The following is a 19,297-nucleotide window of genomic DNA, read 5'->3' on the forward strand; positions in this document are numbered from 1 at the left end:
CTAAAATAAAAATGATTATCATAAAGCAAGAGTTTTTGAAAAGAGATCAAATTCCGCAGTAAAGAGGGCTGGCGCCCTCTTTTTGATTATTGTATTGTATTTGAGACGATGCCTACATCTTTTAGCATCACACGTTTCCTATAAATGTTTGAAACGTCCGTAGCATCGCCGACTAGGAGTGCATTTGTGGAGCATACAGCCGCACACATAGGCACTTTACCCTCCGCTATACGATTTTGTCCGTATAGCTCGAATTCCTCGTGGGTATTTGTAGGCTCAGGACCGCCTGCACACATGGTGCATTTGTCCATCTTGCCCTTTATGCCAAACGCTCCGTCGCGTGGGAACTGCGGAGCTCCGAACGGGCAGGCGTATAGGCAGTATGCACAGCCTATACATTTATGCTTATCATGAAGGACGATGCCATCAGCCCTGATATAAAAACAATCCACCGGACATACTTGCTCGCAAGGTGCGTCAGTGCAATGCTGACAAGCGATAGTGGTGGAAACCTCTTTGCCCTCGATACCGTCATTTAATGTTATGACCTTACGGCGATAAAGACCAACTGGAAGCTCATGAGCCGAGGAGCACGCCACCTGACAAGCAAAGCAGCTTATACACCTGCTGTCATCTACGAAAAATTTCATTCTTGCCATTGTTTACCTCCTAGCCATTGTGCGGATCAGATTCGCCGTATTCATTGAAAAATTTTGTCTTAAAGCCCATTTCATCAGCCTTTTCTATCCTGCAAAGTCCGGCATTGAATTCTGAAATTTGAGTAACAGGGTCAAAACCGTAGTTTGTGACGGTATTTGAGCTCTCGCCTATAACATAAGGCTTAGTTCCCTCAGGATATCTATCTGATAAATCAACACCTTGCATGATACCAGCAAAGTTATAAGGCAAGCAGATACGATCCGGGGTGACCGTATGATTATGGAAGCATTTTACCTTTATCTTTGTGCCTTGCGGGCTATGTATCCATATCATGTCACCATCTTTTATGCCTTTATCCATAGCAAGCTCAGGATTTACGTAGGCAAACATCTCAGGCGTGATCGCAGATAGATATTTACTAGTCCTCTCGATCATGCCTGCACCACTTAAATTTACTAAGCGCATAGAGCTGATGATAGTCGGGAAGTCCTTGCTCCAGTCCTCTTTTTGCTGTTCGCTGATAAACCTACTTGCAACGCGGAAATTTCGCGCTTGATCGTCAAACGTAGGATATTTTTTGACCAGATCCCAGCGCGGAGAGTGGATAGGCTCGCGATGTTTTGGAATTTGATCTGTAAATTCCCAAACGATCGCACGCGCTCTTGCGTTACCATAAGGCACGATACCAAATTCACGGCATTTAGCATTGATGATACCGCTATAATCATCGCTCCAGCTATTTCCGATCTTTGCCCTTTCTTCTTCTGTAAGCGTGATACCAAGCACTTTTTCAATATTATCTTTTGTGATCTGAGGGTGTCCGCCCTTGATCTTAGAGTCTTTTACAGTCACGCTCTCATCAGCCAACTGACTAACTCCGTTGTGCTCCAAGCCAAAGCGATTTCTAAAGCCACTTCCGCCCTCGGCATAAGGCTTGCTGATATCATAAAGTATCGGGGTGCCAGGGTGTTTTTCATCCCAGCAAGGCCATGGAAGCGAATAATACTCACCCTTGACCTCTCCGCCTATGCCCATAAGCGTATCAGGGTCGAAATTTTCCCAGTTTGCTTGATGCCTCTTTAGTCTTTCCGGAGTTCGTCCTTGCATACCGATAGAATGTCCTGTCATAGCTATCTCGCGAGTAGCGTCGTCAGGCCATACGAAGTCTTTATTGACCTCTTTTGGCTCGCCATCGACGATCCTCATACGAAGTGCCCTAGTAAACTCTTCATAAAAGCCAAATTTCTTTGCAAATTCAAACATGACCTCATGATCGCCTTTGCTCTCATATAGAGGTTTTACGACTTGGGTCCTCCACTGACCCGCACGGTTTGTTGCATTTACGCTGCCCTCGTTTTCAAAGGCGCTCGCGACCGGTAAGATATAAACTCCATCTTTTCTATCACTAAGGATCGCGATCTCATTGACAAACGGCTCTGCAACGACAAGCATATCAAGCTTACTAAGAGCTTCTTGAATTTTGACCGTATGAGCCATAGACGTTAGGCCTGTTCCTTGAACCCAAAGAACCTTTAGCTCGCCGCTGGAGAAAGTCTTTTCTTCTTTAAGCACGCCCTGCCACCATTTTGATAGTGACCAGCCTTTTTCATTTCGCCAGTTTCTATCTTCCGGATTTTTTGGATCGTGATAATAATACTCTTCAAAATTCGTGCCTTTTACCGGTGCACCGCCCTGCTTTGGCTCTTTTGTCGAGACCGCAAAGCGTTTTACGAATTCATCAAAATCAACGCCCCAGCCTTTGCAGTAGTGCTTCCACGCAGCATCAGCAAGACCGTAATACATCGGCAATGTATCAGCAAGGTTACCCATATCGGTAGAGCCTTGAACATTGTCGTGTCCTCTGATGATGTTACATCCGCCACCTGGTTTACCCATATTTCCTAGCACCAGCTGTAAGATAGATAAAATTCTGGTATTTGAGCTTCCTACGGAGTGTTGAGTGATACCTAAAGCCCAGATAAGCGTAGCTGGCTTAGTCTTAGCAAAAATTTCAGTAACTTTCATAAGTAGATCGACTGGTACCCCAGTGACATTGCTAGTCTCTTCAGGAGTCCATTTCTCGGCCTCTTTTCTGATCTCATCTATACCGTAAGAGCGAGTCCTGATGACCTCTTTGTCTTCCCAGCCATTTTTAAAGATAAGATGAAGCATACCGTATATGAATGCTATATCCGTTCCTGGTCTAAGCCTTACGAAATAATCAGCCTTTGCAGCAGTTTTTGTAAACACAGGATCTACAATGATTAATTTTGCGTTATTTCTATCGCGAGCTTGAAGCATGTGTTTCATACCGCCGACAGGATTTGCAACGGCAGAATTTGCACCTATACATAAAATAGCTTTTGAGTTCGCAGCCATATCACCAAAGTGATTCGTCATCGCGCCATAACCCCAAGTATTCGCCACACCGGCGACTGTTGCGCTATGTCAGATACGTGCTACGTGATCGTTATTATTCGTGCCCCAAAAAGCAGCAAATTTTCTAAAATAATATGATTGTTCGTTGTTAAATTTAGCCGAACCTAAAAACTCAACGCTATCTGGTCCGTGTTTTTTACGAATCTCAAGCATCTTATCGCCGATCTCATTTATGGCAGTCTCCCAGCTGATACGCTCCCACTTACCATTTACTTTTTTCATCGGATATTTTATACGTTGCTTGCTTTTTGTTAGATCGATTTGATCGATTCCCTTGCAGCAGTGGCTTCCTTGTGAGATAGGATGATGCACAGCCATATCTTGGCGGACCCAAACACCATCATGCACCTCAGCCTCGATACCACAGCCAGCAGAACATATCGAACATATCGTCCTTACTGTTTTTGAACCCGGATACGGATCTGGTATCCCGTTTAACTCGTCTTTTTTCTTGATAGTTTCGTTTTCACTGCCAAAAGCGACGGCGCTACCAGCACCAAGCGCAGCAAGCTTTAAAAACGAACGTCTCGCAACTCTTGCATCACTCATAATTTACTCCTAATAAGCGACCTTGTAATATTGCTCCCACGCTTGTGTTTTTCTATAGAGCACCTCTTTTTTGTTCGACTTGCCGATCACTACGCCATTATCATCAGCCTCCAAAGCGGACTTTGAAGTAGCGGCAAGAGACGTCGCGGCAACGGCAGCACCAGCTATCGTCGTAGCTTTTAGGGATTTTTTTAAAAATTCCCGTCTGTCTTGTTTCATTCCGGACAACCTTTCTAAAAATACGTAAATCTTGCGCGTTTCGATCCAGCTTCAGCGCAAACGCAGGCAAAACGGCAAAATTTTACTCGCAACGGCCCATTTTTAGGGCAACTATAATAAACCTTACAAATTCAAATACAGGTAATGTATCATAATTAGTAGAAAAACGATTTAAAATTTAAAAATAACTTTTTTAAATTTATAAATTTTTAAAAATATATAATGTTTTATTAATGAAATTTAAAAATTATGATCCGAGCCAAAGAAAACTCGGATCGTTTGAAATTTATAATGCAGTAAATTCGTCCCAGTGTATTTTAGATTTTGCAGTCGGCATTTTCGTTTGATATGGCTTGCGGTTAAGAGCCGCCTCGGCCGGACTTTGCACGCTTTTATCTCTTTGCGGGGCTTCGATAGCTAAAAGCGAGCGCTCAAGCGCAAAAAAGCTTTTCATCACCAAGGCTAGCGACCTGAAAAATTCCGCCCTCTCATGATCATAAAGCATATCGATAAACTCGTCTATAAAGCCGTTTATCAAGCTCTCAAAAAGCTCAGTACTAAAGCTTTGCTCATTTATCTCCTCTTTTGCTTCATCTCTTAAAAACGTAACCATCAAAAGAAACACAAATCCTACGAAATCCTCGCTACTTGTGCATTTTATCACGTCTCGACGGTAGCCGCTCTTCTTTAAAATTTCGATAGCACGCAGCCTAGCCGCGCCCTCGTCTCGCCCCTCTTCATAAAAGCTGATACCAAGAGGCACATTTATGTAGCTTAGGTCAAATAGCACTGAATTTTGCTCGGCTTTAAACGCCTTAAAGTCAAATTTTTTAAGCTCTGCAAAGGCGTTTGCACTCTCTTCGTTTAGCGGATTTGTCGCTAGCTCGTCAAGCTGAGCGCGCCAAAGGTTAAATTTATCCGCCGTCTCGTAGAAAAAAAAAGGCATAGCTAAAAATTCGTAATAATAAGACCTCGCCTTTAAAATTTCGACATTTTTACTCATAAATTTCTCCCCTTTGGGCGGCTGCGAGCTGAGCCCTTACCATTATCTTGGCTTTGCAGTCGGCACAGCAATAAAGCGTCTTTATCTTATCTGGCTGTGAGGCGAAGCGCGGCGCCATGATCGTGGCTATCTTTTCGACCGCTTTTTTGGTCGCAAACTCTTTACCGCACTCTATACATTTAAATAGCTCGTCTTTGGCAAGCTCATTGTAAGTGAAAAATTTTGGCTCCAGCTCGACCTTACCGACGTTTAGCTTGATCGTATCTTTTTCAGCGCAGCTAAGCTCGCAATATCCGCACGCCGTGCATACGCTAGGGTTGAATTTGATAGAATTTTCATTTTTATCGGCTATCAAGGCATTTACGTTACAAGCGCCCACACAGCTGACACAAAGCGTGCAGGTGTCTTGATTTATCGTGACGTAGCCATATCTTATCGGCTCGTCCGTATAAATCGCGCCTAAATTTTCATTACCGACTAAAAGCTCCAACCTCTTAGCAAAAATTTCACGCTTAGCAAGGGCGTATTCGCTGATGTGGTGCTCGCTGCCTTCGATAAATTCCACCTTCAAAAGCGCCTCTTTTAGCTCTCTTTCGTTTTTGGCGACGAAAACGGCGGTCTTTTTAAATTTCAGCTCGTAAATTTGATTTACGATATCAATCGCCATACTCGTGCCTTTTAGCCTGGCATTTGAGTAGAGGATAACGTTTGCACCGCTTTCTTGAAGCAGGGTCAAAAGATGCGTTTGGCTCAAAAATTTCTCGCCCTCTATCGCAAACGGCACTACATTGGCGGGTAAATTTACGTTTAAATTTTCAAGATCGCTTGCGCGCGGCACTATAAGCGCGATCTTGCCCTTATACATCCTGGCTACCTCGATAAACGCCGCTCTAGGCATGAGCGAATAATCGATCGAGCCGCTAGGACAAACGCTCACGCACTCGCCGCAGTTCACGCAGTCGATGTGCGAAAACACAAGATGCTTGGTCTCGTCCTCTTTTAGTATCGCTACGCTAGGGCAGACCTCGACGCATCTGCCGCAGATCTCCTCTCTGCGCTCATGATACTGGCAAATACTCGAATCATAAGTAATGAAGCTTTTGTAAGGATAGCTTGGCGAGTGAGCGTTCAAAAATTCTAAAATTTCATCATCGCTCATGTGTGCTATCTCGATACAACCGCTTTGTTTTAGCATGTATTCGCGGGCGTTTTGAGCGAGTAAAAAGTCACAGTCGATCTCAAATTCGCCCTCTTCGCGAGTGACGATGACGCTAAGCTCTCCGACCGCGCCGTAGACGAATTTCACTTCGATATGAGAGAGCTCGATCACTTTGTAGCCGTTATCTTTTAAAATTTGAGCTAAATTTTCGCGTCCGCCGTTACTTACTACGACTACGTTTTTACCGACCTTTTTCTCGTAGTCGATGTCTTTTGCCAGGTCAAAACAGGTCGCGCGCGCTTCATAGAGCATGAGAGTGGTTTTTGCCTTTTCAAGGACGCCGTCACTTGAATTTTTAAGATAAAAATCGATCTCAGGCGCGACAATATCCGCGCTCAATCTTGGCGAATTCGACACTAAAAAATGAGCGTTTTCATCGGTGGTCACTTCGATCTGCTCGTTTAGCATCACGGCCTCGCCGCTAGGGTTGTAAAAGCCAAATTCCTTCATCTTTGCAGCCTTGATTTTTAAAATTTTCACATACTACTATTAATGAGTTTAAAGCTCAGTTAAGTTAAAATTTTAAATTTTAAAAGTAAGTAAAAATGTGATACAATTGCGCCAGTAACAAAAATTACTTGGAGAAAACATGAGCTTTCAAAACCTCCCGCAAATAGATAAAATTTTAAACCTTGAGCGTTTCAAAGACGCCATAAAACCAGTGCTTGGCGAAATTTCACGAGATATTTTAAAAGAGCAAAGAGAGCTTTTAAAGCTCGGGCAAAATTCGCTAAGCAAAGAGTCGATAATAGAAAAGATCGCGCAAAAATACGAGCAGTATAAGGCCGGCGAGCTAGCACCGCTGATAAACGCGACTGGTGTGAGCATCCATACAAATCTTGGCAGGAGCGTGATAGACGAGCGAATTTATGAGCGGGCAAAAGAGATAATATGCTCATATTCAAACCTCGAATACAATCTGCTTTCAGGCTCTCGCGGCAACCGCTACGACTACTCGGCCGGGCTGCTTTCCACGCTTTTTGGCAGCGAAGACGCCCTCATAGTAAATAACAACGCAAGCGCCGTATTTTTGGTCCTAAATACCTTTGCGCGAGGAGGCGAGACGATAGTCAGCCGCGGCGAGCTGGTCGAGATCGGCGGTAGCTTTCGCGTTCCGGAGGTCATGAGCGCATCAGGAACCAGCCTAAAAGAGATCGGCACGACGAACAAAACGCGCCTTAGCGACTACGAAAGCGCGATAAACGAAAATACAAAAATGCTTTTAAAGGTGCATCGCTCGAATTTTGACATCGTGGGCTTTAGCGAGGATGTGGGTATCGGCGAAATTTCAAATTTAGCCAAAAGCAAAGGCTTACTTGATTACTACGACCTTGGTAGCGGTCACATCGGCGATCTACCATATAATCTAGACAAAGACGAGCCTAGCGTGAGTAAAATTTTACAAAGCGGCTCAAGCCTCATTAGCTTTAGCGGCGATAAGCTCTTTGGCTCGGTGCAATGCGGCATAATCCTTGGCAAAAAGGAGCTCATAGCAAAGCTTCGCAAAAATCAGCTTTTAAGGATGCTGCGTGTCGATAAAGTCATCATCTCGCTACTTTGCGAGAGCATAAAGGCCTACATAAACAAAGAATTTTCTCTCATCACGACGCTAAATCAGCTGCATAAAAGCGTAGATGAGCTTAAAATTTTAGCCAGCGAGATAAATCAAAATTTAGCCCGCCCGCTTGAAATTTTAGACACGCAGACCTTCGTAGGCGGCGGAACGATGCCAAACAAGCGCATACCAAGCATCGCACTGGCATTAAAAGGCGACGCGCAGACAAACGAGCGAAATTTCAGAGCCAAAAAGGTCATCGGCCGCATAGAAAATGATAAATTTTTACTAGATCTTCGCTGCGTGCTACAAAAAGACGTAGCCAAACTCACAAAGGTCATAAACGAGGTGACGAAATGAGCGTGATAATCGGCACCGCCGGGCATATAGACCACGGCAAAACAGCTTTGATCAAGGCGTTAAACGGCTTTGAGGGCGACGTGATGGCGCAAGAAAAAGAGCGTGGCATCACGATAGATCTTAGCTTCTCAAACCTAAAAAGAGGTGATGAAAATATCGCTTTCATCGATGTACCGGGGCACGAAAGCCTCGTTAAAACGATGATCAGCGGCGCATTTGGCTTTGACGCGTGCCTTTTGGTGGTCGCGGCAAACGAAGGCATAATGCCTCAAACCAAAGAACACATCAATATCCTAAGCCTACTTGGCGTAAATTCCATTATAGTAGCCATAACAAAAAGCGATCTGGTAGGCGCGCAGGAGCTAGCCCAAAGAGAGCGCGAGATCAGAGACTACATCGCAAAATTTCCAAATTTACAGATCCTAAACGTCTTTGCGACCAGCATAAAAGACGAGCAAAGCATCGCGGAGCTAAAAAACTATCTTTTTAACATAAAGCCTAAGAAGCGCGATATAGACGGCGTTTTTCGCTATTACATAGACCGAGTTTTTAGCCTAAAGGGCATAGGCTCGGTGGTGACTGGTAGCGTGATAGAGGGCAGCGTGCGTAAAAACGAAAAGCTCTTTGACTGCGACCTTGGCAAAGAAGTGAGCGTGCGAAGTGTGCAGATGCACGACAGCTTCGTAGAAAGCGCCAGTGCCAGTAACCGCGTGGCGCTAAATTTAACAGGCGTGGAGCTAAGCGAACTAAAAAAAGGTCAGCTACTTAGCAAAAAGGGCTTTTTCAGGGGTTTTAACGAAGCCGATGCGGTCGTTTTTGCAGACCTCATGCACAACCAAAACGTGACATTTTGCGTAGGAAGCAAGCAGTGTGCGGCAAAAACGCTAGTTTTAAGCAAAGAAAGCGATAGCCTTTTTGTTACGTTCAAATTTGAAAAAGAGATGTTTTTAAAATTTAACGAGCCTTTCGTGCTCATCTCAAATGGTCGCGTCATAGGCGGCGGACGCGTGCTAAATCCAATAATTGAGCCGATGAAAAAGCAGATCAAAATAGCATTTTTAAACGCTCTTAACAAAAGCGACTTTAAAAGCGCCTTTACGATGCTAAAGGATATCCATAAAAACGGCTTTGGCATCATAGGCTCGTATCAGCGCTTCGGCCTTACGCATGAAGAGGCGCTTGGCGTAGCAAAGAGCCTAAACAACGTCTTTGTCGATAAAAAAGCACTAAATATCTACGACATAAACGCTATCTCTCGTATAAAAAGCTTTGTGAAATTCATACTCGAGAAAAACAAATTCGCCATATTTTCAGCCTCCTCGGTCGCATTAAAACTTGGCTGGGCGAGTGAAAATTTAGCCCAAAAGGCTATAGACGAGCTGCAAGATGAAGGTGCCATCGTCAAAAACGAGGGCGTTTATACCAAAAGCGGAGTAAATTTCAACGAGCTGAAGATACGCTTGGAGGATGAAATTTATAAAATTTTAGACGCCGCAAAGCTTGCTCCGGAAGCTCCTTACAACATCTATGACCAGCTCGAGATAGACCGCATCAGCGGCGATAATGCGCTAAAAAAGCTTACCGCCGCCGGTCGCGTCGTAAGGCTGGCGCACAATCTCTTCATCACGGCAAAATCGCTTGAAGATGCGATGAATAGGCTGCGAGAGCTGATCAAAAAAGATGGTTTCGCAAACGTGCAAAACGCCAAAGACGCTCTAAATTTAAGCCGAAAATACGTCATAGCCTATCTTGAGAACCTCGACCGCGCAAGCGACATAGCAAAAGACGGGCAAAACCGAATTTTTAAGGGCTGATTTAACTGTCATTTTATATTTTTTATATATAATCGCAAAAAATTTTTAAAAAGGTAAATCAATGAAAAAAATCGTATTAACGAGTATGATCGCGGCTAGCGCACTATTTGCCGCAACAGATGCGCAAATTTTAGGCTTTTACAAGCAGATCGTCCCCCAAGGCGTAAATGTCGAAATTTCATCTCGCCACAAACTAAGCGACCACCAAGAATACGAAGCCGTAGTCTTGACGCTAAATAACGGTAGCATTAGTCAAGACGAGATAATCTTCACGAAAGGCGATTTGCTCTTACCTGACATCCTCGATCTTAAAACCGGCAAAAGCTATAAAGGTGAGCTTCAAGAACAAATGATGATCACCAAGCTATCAGCCATCTATAAAAACGAGGATGCGGCCAATATCATAAGGCTTGGCAACGATAGCAAAAAGGCCACGAGAGTGATGTTTAGCGATCCGGAGTGCCCTTACTGCCGTGAGGAGCTAAAAAATATCGAAAAAACGCTACAAAATGAGAATCTAAAGATCATCTTGACACCTGTGCACGACAAAAGCGCACTTGAAAAGAGCTACCTCATCTACAAAGACCTAAAATCGGTCAAGTCAGACAGCGACAAGGTCAAAGTACTAAGGAAATATTTCGCAGAGAATTTTAAAGTACCAGAGCATAGCGTCACTGACGAGCAAGTCGCTCAAATGGACAACCTAAGACGCAAATACCTCTTAGCCGGCCTTAGAAGCGTTCCTTTCTTCGTCGACGAAACGATACTTACTAAAAAATAACCCCAAAAGGCGAGCTTAAATCTAAATTTTGCTCGCCTCTTTAAATTCGGGCTTAAATTTCAGCCTTCTGGCACGATTTAAAAATACAAAAAGCGCCTTTTTCTCCTTGGCAGTGAGCTTATAGCTGATAAATTTCAGATACCATTTGATCTCTTGCGGGCGGATCTGGCGCGATCTTGAGTAGCTTTGCAGGATATAGCCCGGGATCTTTACGTTTTGACGTAAGAAATTTCGGGCCAATCTTTTATAAATTTCGCCGTTTTTTCGGTAGCAAAACCTGGCAAAAACAAATGGTAGATTCGTTTTTGCATGCCAGATTTCACCCATATCGTGAAATCTATCCGCGCCTTCGTTTATATAAGCCTTTAACGCCCTGTCGCCTATGACGACCTCGCCTTTTAGCCCTAAAACTCGGCTTAGCATATTTGAGCTGGCACTTGCGCTATCAAGCTTTGGCACGCTATTTTTACGCACCAGCACGCTTTTTACCTGTCGTTTGGCGACGATGCCAAGATCAAGCTTCTTATAGATGCCTCGCCTGCTCTCGACGCTGGATATCACCGCAGCGTCGATGCGCCCCTTTCTTAGGTCGCGATTTAGCTTGCTTGGCACTCCTTTTTTAAACTCGATCGCCTTTTTGACATAGCTAGTAAGCGCAGAGCGCTTTAAAAATATATGGAAAGGGAGCAAATTTAGATAGTCTATCTTACCAAATATCATATCTCGCTCACTCGCTTAAATTTGATATTCATCCTCTTCCAGCTCGTTTCTAAGCAGCTTCACATATCTTTGTACGTGGGCCTTGATATCAGCCTCCGTAGCGCCTAAAGCACCGCCGGCTGCGAAGATGCGGTTGAAAGTCATGCCGCAGTAATACGCTCCAAGCTGCAAAGGAAGCAAAATTTCACCCAGCGTGAATTTGACCGAGCCTTTTTTGGAGTATTCGGACTCTTGAGCGCCGATGCTTATGGCTATTTGAAGCTCTTTGCCATCAAGCTTGCTGTTGCCGTTATCGTTTATGAACTTGCCCCTTAAAACCTCGTCCATATAGGCCTTTAGCATAGGCGGGACGGAAAACCAAAACATCGGGAACTGAAACACTATCCTGTCTGCACCGATCAGTAGATCTTGCTCGGCTTTTACGTCAAATGCGCGCGTATCACTGCCATAAATCGCCTCCAAATGGCGCACGCTCACATCAGGCACACCCTTTGCCGCCTCGAACAAAGCGCGATTGACACGCGAATCCTCGAAATACGGGTGCGACATTATCAAGGTAGTCTTCATACCTGCTCCTTTGATTGTAGATTTTAAAAATTTCTCTCAAAATTATACTCAAACTTGCTTAAAATTTTAATGCTTCTTAAGCGATCTTTAGCCTATTTCATCGCTATATAGCCAAAATTAAATTTTGATAAAATAGTACAGGATGAGACCCTGATATACGAGCTTTTAAAGCATAGAGGCAAGGATATGGCGCATAAAATTTTGCTAAGCGAGAATGAAGCCAAAAAGCAAGCTGATAAGATAATGTCCAGGGTGCAGGCATTGATGAGCCAAAGTGCGGTGTAAGGATTTGGCTCTGTTATAATAAATCATTGACACTTGCTTCGCAAACCCTGTTCGCTCCGCAAGGCGCCGAACATATAGCACGATTTACGCGGTCAGCTGTCGCTTCCGTGTAAATCGGCGGCGATAGCGTCGCTTCACAAGATTTGACTTCGCTTTAAAATCTAAAAATCAATGAGATATTGTAACAGAGCCAAAGATTTATTTGAAATTCAAGCGTGACAAATAACAGTAGCGATCTTGGGCGATGGCTACTGTTTACTTCAATCCTATCTCGTGGACGTTTACAGCTTTTAAAGAAGCAGTTGTTAAGCGTATAAGCTCGAAGTCACAGCAAAAATGGTGTCGTTTCGTGAGATCTGCTTTGGTTTTGTAAATTTACAGCGTATTAAACACCCTATCGCCTGCGTCGCCAAGTCCCGGCACGATATAGTTTTTCTCGTTTAGTCGCTCGTCGATCGCAGCGGTATAGACCTCGACGTCAGGGTAAATTTCGCTAAAACGCCTAAGCCCCTCGGGAGCGGCGATGATGGAGATAAATTTGATCTGCTTAACGCCGTTTTCGCGTAGAAATTTGACCGCATCTATCGCCGTGCCGCCGGTAGCAAACATCGGATCGATGATGATGGCAAGGCGGCTTTTAGCGTCCTTTGGCAGCTTCGCGTAGAAAAACTCCGCCTGCGCGGTTTTTTCATTTCGCTGAAAGCCAAGAAACCCCACGCTCGCATCAGGAATGATCGTAAAAACGCTATCGAGCATCCCAAGCGCGGCGCGCAGGATCGGGCAGATCATGACCTTGGTCGAGAGCTTTCGCGCCTTCGTCGTAGCCACGGGGGTCTGCACGCTGATCTCGCGCAGATCTAGATCCCGTGTGGCCTCGAAGATCATCAGGTGGCTTATCTCATCAACGAGCATGCGAAACTGAAACGGCTGCGTGTTTTTATCCCTTAAAATGGCGAGTTTGTGTTCGATCAAGGGGTGCGAGATGAGCCTGACGTTTTTCATTTAAAATCCTTTTGCGAGTTTTGCCGTGTAAGCCGCGATGTCAAAGTCCTTTACGCGCGCGACGCCGTCCTCGATCGCAGCCTTTGCGACTGCCGGGGCGACTGCGGTTAGCACGCGCTTGTCAAAGGGCTTAGGGATTATGTAGTCTTTGCCAAATTTTAGCTCGCTCACGCCAGAAGCCTTTAAAACCTCCTCCGGCACGCTCTCTTTGGCTAAATTTGCCAGCGCGCGCGCCGCCGCCATTTTCATATTTTCGGTGATCTTTTTTGCGCGCACATCAAGCGCCCCACGGAATATAAACGGAAAACCAAGCACGTTATTTACTTGATTTGGATAGTCGCTCCTGCCAGTGCCCATCATCACGTCGCTTCGCACGGCGACCACGTCTTCGGGGAAGATCTCAGGCACAGGGTTGGCAAGCGCGAAAATAATAGGCTCAGGATTCATCGTTAGCACCATTTCTTTTGTTAGCACGCCCGGTTTTGACAAGCCTAAAAACATATCCGCCCCTTTCATTGCGTCTGCCAACGTCCTGTCGGCGGTTTTGACGGCGAATTCGACCTTTTCGGGCGTTAGGTCGGTGCGCCCGTCATGGATGACGCCTTTGCTATCGATCATCACGATATTTTTTGCGCCAAGCGCCTTATACATCTTCGCACACGCGATGCCGGCAGCCCCCGAGCCGCTTACGACGATTTTTATTTTAGCGATGTCCTTGCCTGAAATTTCAAGCGCATTGATGAGCCCCGCACTCGTTATCATCGCCGTTCCGTGCTGATCGTCGTGCATGACGGGGATATCGACCGCATCTTGTAGCTTTTTTTCGATCTCAAAGCACTTTGGAGCGCGGATATCCTCTAAATTTATGCCGCCAAAGGTTGGCGCAAGGGCTTTGCAAATTTCAACGATCTTGTCCGCGTCGTGCTCGTCTAGCTCGATGTCAAAGGCATCGACGTTTGCAAATTTTTTAAACAGCACCGCCTTGCCCTCCATTACGGGCTTGCCCGCTACCGCGCCGATGTCGCCAAGCCCCAGCACAGCCGTGCCGTCAGTGATAACGGCGACTAAATTCGCCTTGTTCGTGTATTTGTAGGCTAGCTCGGTGTCTTTGTTTATCTCTCTACAAGGCTCAGCCACGCCCGGTGTGTAGGCCATGGATAGGTCTTTTGCACTCTCGCACGGGGTCTTGACCTTTATCTCGATCTTGCCGCCGATGTGGTAGTTTAGCGCCTCTTCTTTTGTCACGTGTGTCATTTTCTCTCCTTTAAAATATTTTGAATTCTTTGTTTGATCTCTTTGCTACCAAGTACTTCAAGCACTTCAAATATGCTCGGGCTCACGCTGCTGCCGGTCAGTGCCACGCGCAAAGCCTGCGCTAAGTCTTTTAGTTTTAGTCCGTTTTGCTCTAAAAATTCGTTCGTGATCTTTTCATAGCCCGCCGCGTCTAAATTTAGCGTCAAAATTTCAGCAAATTTAGCCAAAATTTCAAGGCTAGCCGGCGTGATAAATTTAGCATACGCTTTCTCGTCGTATGCGGCAGGTGCGTCGATGATCGCCTTTGCACTTTGGCTCATCTCGACTAAGGTTTTGGAACGCTCGCGAAGCGAATTTAGCAGTAGCTCACCCTTAGGCAACGCTCTAAAATCCACGCCAAATTCCTTCATCTCATCAGCCAGCCTCTCATACGGCAAGGTCTTGATGTAGTGAGCGTTGAGCCAGTCGAGCTTTTGGGCGCTGTAGGTGCTTGATGATTTGTTTATGTCGTGCGGATCGAAGTATTTTAGCATATCCTCTATGCTAAAAATCTCATCGTCGCCGTGACTCCAACCAAGCCGCACGAGGAAATTTAAAAGCGCCTCGGGCAAATAGCCCATGCGTTTATACTCCATCACGTCAGTCGCGCCGTGGCGTTTGCTAAGTTTCTTGCCGTCCTCGCCGTTTATCATCGCGACGTGGAAAAATTCCGGCTGCTTAAAGCCAAGCGCGTCATAAAGCACGATCTGCTTTGGCGTGTTTGAGAGGTGATCGTCGCCGCGGATCACGTGCGTGACACCCATGAGCGCATCATCGACCACGACCGTGAAGTTATACGTCGGTGTGCCGTCGCTGCGAGCGATGATGAAATCATCAAGTATGTCCTCGACCTTAAATTTGACCTCGCCTTTGATACCGTCACGTATCAAAATTTCGCCGCTTAGCGGGGCTTTTATGCGGATCACGGGGTCTATGCCCTCTGGCGGCGTACCGGTGAAGTCACGATAGCGGTTGTCGTATTTTGGTCGCTCTTTGCGCGCTTCTTGCTCTTTGCGTAGCTCGTCAAGCTCTTCTTTACTCATATAGCATTTGTAGGCTTTGCCCTCGGCTAGTAGCTTTGCGACGTATTCTTTATAAATTTCAAAGCGGCGCGACTGGTACGTGACCTCGCCGTCATGATCAAGCTTACACCACGCAAAGGCTTCTTTTATCGCTTGCGTGGCTTCTTCTGAGTTTCGTTTCAGGTCGGTGTCCTCGATACGAAGCAGGAATTTTCCGCCGTTTGCTCTGGCGTAGAGATAGTTGTAAAGTGCTGTTCTAAGACCGCCGATATGTAAATACCCCGTAGGAGATGGGGCGAATCTGGTGACTAACATTTCGTGCCTTGATTTTATGTTATAATGGCTCAAATTATATTTACAAATTACTTAAATAAAGGTTTTATTATGACAAAAAAGCTCTTTTTCGCCGCTAGTGTGTGCGCCGCTTTAAATTTATTTTCAGCCCAAATGGTAAACGGGATCGCCGCTATCGTCGAAAACGAACCGATCACACTTTATGAAGTCTATCAGCTAAAAGAACAGCTAAAAACAGATGAGTCGCAGGCGCTGAATTTACTGATCAGAGACCGTCTGGAGCAAGCTCAGATCAAAAATTTAGGCATAAGCGTGACGCCATTTGAAGTAAATGAGCGCATAGACGCGATAGCAAAGCAAAACGGCATGACGAGCACTCAGTTTAGAAGCTCCGTAGAGTCGCAGGGAACGAGCTTTACGGACTTTAAAAACGAAGTCGAAAAAAAGATGCTTCAAGAAAAGCTATATAGAAATATCGCATCAGAAGCCGGTAAAAACGTGACTGACGAGCGTGCAAAGGCGTATTACGAGGCGAACAAAGAGCAGTTTAATATCTTTAACAGTGCCGAGATCGTGCTGTTTAGAGCCGCCAGCATGCAAGAGCTAGAAAATCAAAAAGGCAAACTAAGCCCGTTAAAAGGCGTCCAGGCGCAAAATTTAACACTCGAGTATCAAAGCGCGAACCCGCAGCTAGCCTCGATCATAGCAAACACCGCGATCGGAGACTTCACGCAAATTTTCAAGACACAAGAGGGCTTTGACATGTTTTATGTCAAAAACAAGATCGGCTCATATACGCCAAGCTTTGATCAGATTAAAGACGAGATAATAAACAGCCTTTATCAAAACGAGCAGCAAAAAACCATGCAAGATTATTTCGATAAGCTACGCGCAAAAGCGAAAGTGCAAATTTTAAGATAAATCGTAGCTAACGTAAATTTCGCCCGCTTTGGCTAAATTTCAGCCAGAGCGGGTCTAAATGTAAATTCTAGTGCCTTGATAGGTAGTTCGTATCGTAGTTATTGTTTATGAAGTCGGGATTTTCCATCATCGCGATGTGAAAATCACGCGTGGTTTTGATGCCTTGGATGATGAGCTGATCTAATGCGACTTTCATTTTGTGGATCGCTCTGTTTCTATCCTCGTCCCAGACGACTAGCTTTCCTATCATGCTGTCATAAAACGGCGGTATAGAGTAGTCTTGATAGATATGGCTGTCCATTCGCACGTTGCGGCCGCCAGGACAGACGTATTTTGTGATCTTGCCGGGGCTTGGCACGAAGGTATTTGGATCCTCTGCAGTGATGCGGCACTCTATCGAGTGTCCTTTTAGCTTTATGCTGCTTTGAGCTGGTAGCTTCTCACCTTGCGCGACTCTTATCATCCACTCGATGATGTCAAGTCCGCTCACCATCTCACTCACGCAGTGTTCGACTTGTAAGCGAGTGTTCATCTCGATGAAGTAAAAGTCTAAATTTTTATCGACTAAAAACTCAAACGTCCCCGCTCCCTCATAGCCGATCGCTTTTGCCGCCTTTATGGCCGTTTCATGAAGCCTTTTTCGCGTCTTTTCATCAAGCAATATCGCAGGGCTCTCTTCTATGAGCTTTTGATGCCTGCGCTGCATCGAGCAGTCGCGCTCGCCGATGTGAAGGACGTTTCCGTGGCTGTCGCCTATGATCTGCACCTCGATGTGACGCGGGTTTAGGATGTATTTTTCCATATACATCGTGCCGTCGCCAAATGCGCTCATCGCCTCGCTCTCGGCCGACCAAAAAGCCTTTTCAAGATCGACTTCTTTCTCGACTACGCGCATGCCTCGACCGCCACCGCCTGCAGCTGCTTTTAAAATGACCGGATAGCCGATCTTTTTAGCTAAATCCTTGGCGACTTTGATGTCTGCTATCGCACCGTCAGAGCCCGGGATCACCGGCACACCGGCACGCTGCATCATTTGCTTGGCCTTGCTTTTATCGCTCATCAAAGCCATAGCCTCTACGCTTGGCCCTATAAATTTCAGCTTGTGATGAGAGCAAATTTCGACGAAATTTTGATTTTCACTCAAAAAGCCGTATCCCGGAAATATCGCGTCCGCTTCGCTTATCTCGGCTGCACTGATGATGGCCGGGATATTTAGATAGCTGTCGCTTGAGCGGGGATTGCCTATGCAGATCGAAGCGTCGGCATATCTAACGTAAAGTGCGTCGGCATCGGCTGTCGAATGCACCACGATGGCTTCTTTGCCCATCTCCTTTATCGTTCGCAAAGCTCGAAGAGCGATCTCTCCGCGGTTTGCGATTAAAATTCGCTTTAGCTCCATTAAATTTTCTCCACACCAAATAGCGGCAATCCAAATTCCACCGGCTGTCCGTCGGCCACGAGGGCCTCGGTGATCTGACAGTCGAATTCAGCCTCTATCTCATTCATTATTTTCATAGCTTCGATTATACCAATAACATCGCCCTTCCTGACTCTTTGTCCTACTTTAACAAACGGTGCTGCACCAGGGCTTGGAGCCATGTAAAATGTGCCTACCATAGGCGATTTGATGCTATCTTTTGGAGATTGGCTCGGTTTTGATTCGGTGCTTAAGACGACATTTACCGGAGTCGGAGCGGCGGGCGTAGGGGCTTGCACTACTGGCGCAGGAGCGGGCAGCTCGCAGCAGTCGGCGAATTTCTCAAGCTCTATTTCAAAATCGCCCTCTTTGATGCGAATTTTATTCATCGTCATGCTATCAAAGATCTGCATCAGCTCCTTAATATCTTCTTTTTTCATTTAGTTCTCCTAAAATTTTATAAGTAGTTTGGCGTATTGTAGCAAAATTTAGTGAAATTAAAACTTACTTCGCCGCTTTAGCCCCGTCTAAAAAGTTTATAAATCCAAACATAACAACGCTCAAAACGACCAAAATCAGGCTCAAGATCAAGGCTCTTTCATTTTGTCCGTCATAAACGGCGTTGAATATCGCAAGCGAAACGGTGTCTGTTTTGCCAACGATGTTGCCGCCTAGCATGAGTGTGATGCCGACCTCACCAAGCGCCCTTGCGACGGACAATATAAGAGCCGAAAGCACGCTTTTAAAGATTAGCGGCAGCATTATGAAAATGGCTATTTCAAAGCGGCTCTTGCCAAGGCTAAGACCAGCCTCGATGAGACTTTTTGGGAAGCTTTCGAGCACGCTTTGAACGGGCTTTACCAAAAGCGGCAAGCCCGCTAAAAACGCCGCTATGACAAGAGCATTGAAGCTAAATACGATATTTAGCCCAAGAGCCTTTCCTATAAAGCTGTTTCGCCCCAAAAGATAAAGTAGCAAAAAACCCGTCGCAATGGGCGGAAATACGAGCGGGAACATTACAATGGCCTCTAAAATCGCCTTAAATTTCCCTTTATAAAACGCGAGGAAATAAGCTATCGGCAAGCCGATGAAGATAAAAAGCAAAAACGCCACAAATAGCGTCTTTGCACTAAGAAAAAGAGGATGTATCAGCCAGTTTAGATCAACGATCTGCAAA

General features: G+C 45.5%; 17 protein-coding genes and 1 pseudogene. 4 read left to right on the forward strand and 14 right to left on the reverse strand.

Translation table 11 applies throughout. The annotated features are described in order from the left end of the window. Positions 1–86: 86 nt before the first annotated feature. The 6 genes and pseudogenes from fdh3B to HMPREF1139_RS07885 all read right to left on the reverse strand — a co-directional run bounded on the left by fdh3B (position 87) and on the right by HMPREF1139_RS07885 (position 6,539). Entirely contained in the window at positions 87–659 is a 573-nt protein-coding gene (fdh3B, locus tag HMPREF1139_RS07860; RefSeq protein WP_009650862.1) for a formate dehydrogenase FDH3 subunit beta, read from the reverse strand. 10 nt (positions 660–669) lie between these two features. Further along, entirely contained in the window at positions 670–3,399 is a 2,730-nt protein-coding gene (locus HMPREF1139_RS07865) for a formate dehydrogenase subunit alpha (RefSeq protein ID WP_269479235.1), read from the reverse strand. Next, positions 3,382–3,648, reverse strand: a pseudogene (locus HMPREF1139_RS11885) (twin-arginine translocation signal domain-containing protein); the annotation flags it as partial. The pseudogene HMPREF1139_RS11885 and the gene HMPREF1139_RS07865, both read right to left, overlap by 18 nt. A 9-nt stretch (positions 3,649–3,657) precedes the next feature. Next, entirely contained in the window at positions 3,658–3,867 is a 210-nt protein-coding gene (locus HMPREF1139_RS07875) for a hypothetical protein (RefSeq protein WP_009650953.1), read from the reverse strand. A 286-nt stretch (positions 3,868–4,153) separates the two neighbouring features. Continuing rightward, a complete protein-coding gene (locus HMPREF1139_RS07880; protein ID WP_009650919.1) occupies positions 4,154–4,870 on the reverse strand; it encodes a TorD/DmsD family molecular chaperone in 717 nt (238 codons plus the stop codon). Then, positions 4,863–6,539 carry a 4Fe-4S dicluster domain-containing protein gene (locus HMPREF1139_RS07885; RefSeq protein WP_034966362.1) on the reverse strand — a complete coding sequence of 559 codons (1,677 nt, stop codon included), beginning with the start codon at positions 6,537–6,539 and terminating at the stop codon, positions 4,863–4,865. The genes HMPREF1139_RS07880 and HMPREF1139_RS07885 overlap by 8 nt, the downstream gene beginning before the upstream one ends. A 139-nt stretch (positions 6,540–6,678) precedes the next feature. Between HMPREF1139_RS07885 and selA the strand changes: the two genes are divergently transcribed. The 3 genes from selA (at position 6,679) to HMPREF1139_RS07900 (ending at position 10,599) form a co-directional block, all read left to right on the forward strand. Then, the gene (gene selA / locus HMPREF1139_RS07890) at positions 6,679–8,004 is read left to right on the forward strand and encodes an L-seryl-tRNA(Sec) selenium transferase (RefSeq protein ID WP_009650925.1); all 1,326 of its coding nucleotides are present in this window, start codon (positions 6,679–6,681) and stop codon (positions 8,002–8,004) included. Then, entirely contained in the window at positions 8,001–9,818 is a 1,818-nt protein-coding gene (selB, locus tag HMPREF1139_RS07895) for a selenocysteine-specific translation elongation factor (RefSeq protein WP_009650787.1), read from the forward strand. The genes selA and selB overlap by 4 nt, the downstream gene beginning before the upstream one ends. Before the next feature lie 61 nt (positions 9,819–9,879). Beyond that, on the forward strand, positions 9,880–10,599 hold the full coding sequence (locus HMPREF1139_RS07900) for a histidine kinase (RefSeq protein ID WP_009650933.1): 720 nt from the start codon (positions 9,880–9,882) through the stop codon (positions 10,597–10,599). A gap of 21 nt (positions 10,600–10,620) precedes the next feature. Here the strand turns inward: HMPREF1139_RS07900 and HMPREF1139_RS07905 are convergent, their stop codons facing one another. The 5 genes from HMPREF1139_RS07905 to gltX form a co-directional block, all read right to left on the reverse strand. After that, positions 10,621–11,319, reverse strand: a complete 699-nt coding sequence (locus tag HMPREF1139_RS07905; RefSeq protein ID WP_009650865.1) for an MqnA/MqnD/SBP family protein — start codon at positions 11,317–11,319, stop codon at positions 10,621–10,623. Between the two features lie 15 nt (positions 11,320–11,334). Next, positions 11,335–11,886, reverse strand: a complete 552-nt coding sequence (locus HMPREF1139_RS07910; protein WP_009650956.1) for an NAD(P)H-dependent oxidoreductase — start codon at positions 11,884–11,886, stop codon at positions 11,335–11,337. A 660-nt stretch (positions 11,887–12,546) separates the two neighbouring features. Next, complete coding sequence (gene upp, locus HMPREF1139_RS07915) at positions 12,547–13,173, reverse strand: uracil phosphoribosyltransferase (RefSeq protein WP_009650918.1); 627 nt, start codon at positions 13,171–13,173, stop codon at positions 12,547–12,549. Next, a complete protein-coding gene (locus HMPREF1139_RS07920; protein ID WP_009650785.1) occupies positions 13,174–14,427 on the reverse strand; it encodes a malic enzyme-like NAD(P)-binding protein in 1,254 nt (417 codons plus the stop codon). Continuing rightward, a complete protein-coding gene (gene gltX / locus HMPREF1139_RS07925; protein WP_009650855.1) occupies positions 14,424–15,803 on the reverse strand; it encodes a glutamate--tRNA ligase in 1,380 nt (459 codons plus the stop codon). The genes HMPREF1139_RS07920 and gltX overlap by 4 nt, the downstream gene beginning before the upstream one ends. Positions 15,804–15,872: 69 nt before the next feature. Between gltX and HMPREF1139_RS07930 the strand changes: the two genes are divergently transcribed. Continuing rightward, positions 15,873–16,703, forward strand: coding sequence for a peptidyl-prolyl cis-trans isomerase (locus tag HMPREF1139_RS07930; RefSeq protein ID WP_009650961.1), 831 nt, complete (start codon positions 15,873–15,875; stop codon positions 16,701–16,703). A 67-nt stretch (positions 16,704–16,770) separates the two neighbouring features. Here HMPREF1139_RS07930 and HMPREF1139_RS07935 read toward each other — a convergent pair whose 3' ends face one another. From HMPREF1139_RS07935 to HMPREF1139_RS07945, 3 genes are all read right to left on the reverse strand, one after another. Continuing rightward, entirely contained in the window at positions 16,771–18,102 is a 1,332-nt protein-coding gene (locus tag HMPREF1139_RS07935; RefSeq protein WP_009650871.1) for an acetyl-CoA carboxylase biotin carboxylase subunit, read from the reverse strand. Further along, positions 18,102–18,560: an acetyl-CoA carboxylase biotin carboxyl carrier protein gene (gene accB, locus HMPREF1139_RS07940; protein WP_009650900.1), complete on the reverse strand. Its 459-nt coding sequence runs from the start codon at positions 18,558–18,560 to the stop codon at positions 18,102–18,104. The genes HMPREF1139_RS07935 and accB overlap by 1 nt, the downstream gene beginning before the upstream one ends. 64 nt (positions 18,561–18,624) lie before the next feature. Further along, entirely contained in the window at positions 18,625–19,290 is a 666-nt protein-coding gene (locus tag HMPREF1139_RS07945) for a molybdate ABC transporter permease subunit (protein ID WP_034966386.1), read from the reverse strand. Positions 19,291–19,297 lie beyond the last annotated feature (7 nt).

Source organism: Campylobacter sp. FOBRC14 (assembly GCF_000287855.1).
Lineage (GTDB): Bacteria > Campylobacterota > Campylobacteria > Campylobacterales > Campylobacteraceae > Campylobacter_A > Campylobacter_A curvus.

Excerpts from the sequence above, each read along its gene's own strand:
- fdh3B (WP_009650862.1), bottom strand. The coding sequence starts at position 659 with ATGGCAAGAATGAAATTTTTCGTAGATGACAGCAGGTGTATAAGCTGC.
- HMPREF1139_RS07935 (WP_009650871.1), bottom strand. The coding sequence starts at position 18,102 with ATGGAGCTAAAGCGAATTTTAATCGCAAACCGCGGAGAGATCGCTCTT.
- HMPREF1139_RS07875 (WP_009650953.1), bottom strand. The coding sequence starts at position 3,867 with ATGAAACAAGACAGACGGGAATTTTTAAAAAAATCCCTAAAAGCTACG.
- selB (WP_009650787.1), top strand. The coding sequence starts at position 8,001 with ATGAGCGTGATAATCGGCACCGCCGGGCATATAGACCACGGCAAAACA.
- accB (WP_009650900.1), bottom strand. The coding sequence starts at position 18,560 with ATGAAAAAAGAAGATATTAAGGAGCTGATGCAGATCTTTGATAGCATG.
- HMPREF1139_RS07920 (WP_009650785.1), bottom strand. The coding sequence starts at position 14,427 with ATGACACACGTGACAAAAGAAGAGGCGCTAAACTACCACATCGGCGGC.
- gltX (WP_009650855.1), bottom strand. The coding sequence starts at position 15,803 with ATGTTAGTCACCAGATTCGCCCCATCTCCTACGGGGTATTTACATATC.
- HMPREF1139_RS07900 (WP_009650933.1), top strand. The coding sequence starts at position 9,880 with ATGAAAAAAATCGTATTAACGAGTATGATCGCGGCTAGCGCACTATTT.
- HMPREF1139_RS07930 (WP_009650961.1), top strand. The coding sequence starts at position 15,873 with ATGACAAAAAAGCTCTTTTTCGCCGCTAGTGTGTGCGCCGCTTTAAAT.
- upp (WP_009650918.1), bottom strand. The coding sequence starts at position 13,173 with ATGAAAAACGTCAGGCTCATCTCGCACCCCTTGATCGAACACAAACTC.
- HMPREF1139_RS07880 (WP_009650919.1), bottom strand. The coding sequence starts at position 4,870 with ATGAGTAAAAATGTCGAAATTTTAAAGGCGAGGTCTTATTATTACGAA.
- HMPREF1139_RS07905 (WP_009650865.1), bottom strand. The coding sequence starts at position 11,319 with ATGATATTTGGTAAGATAGACTATCTAAATTTGCTCCCTTTCCATATA.
- HMPREF1139_RS07910 (WP_009650956.1), bottom strand. The coding sequence starts at position 11,886 with ATGAAGACTACCTTGATAATGTCGCACCCGTATTTCGAGGATTCGCGT.
- HMPREF1139_RS07885 (WP_034966362.1), bottom strand. The coding sequence starts at position 6,539 with ATGAAGGAATTTGGCTTTTACAACCCTAGCGGCGAGGCCGTGATGCTA.
- selA (WP_009650925.1), top strand. The coding sequence starts at position 6,679 with ATGAGCTTTCAAAACCTCCCGCAAATAGATAAAATTTTAAACCTTGAG.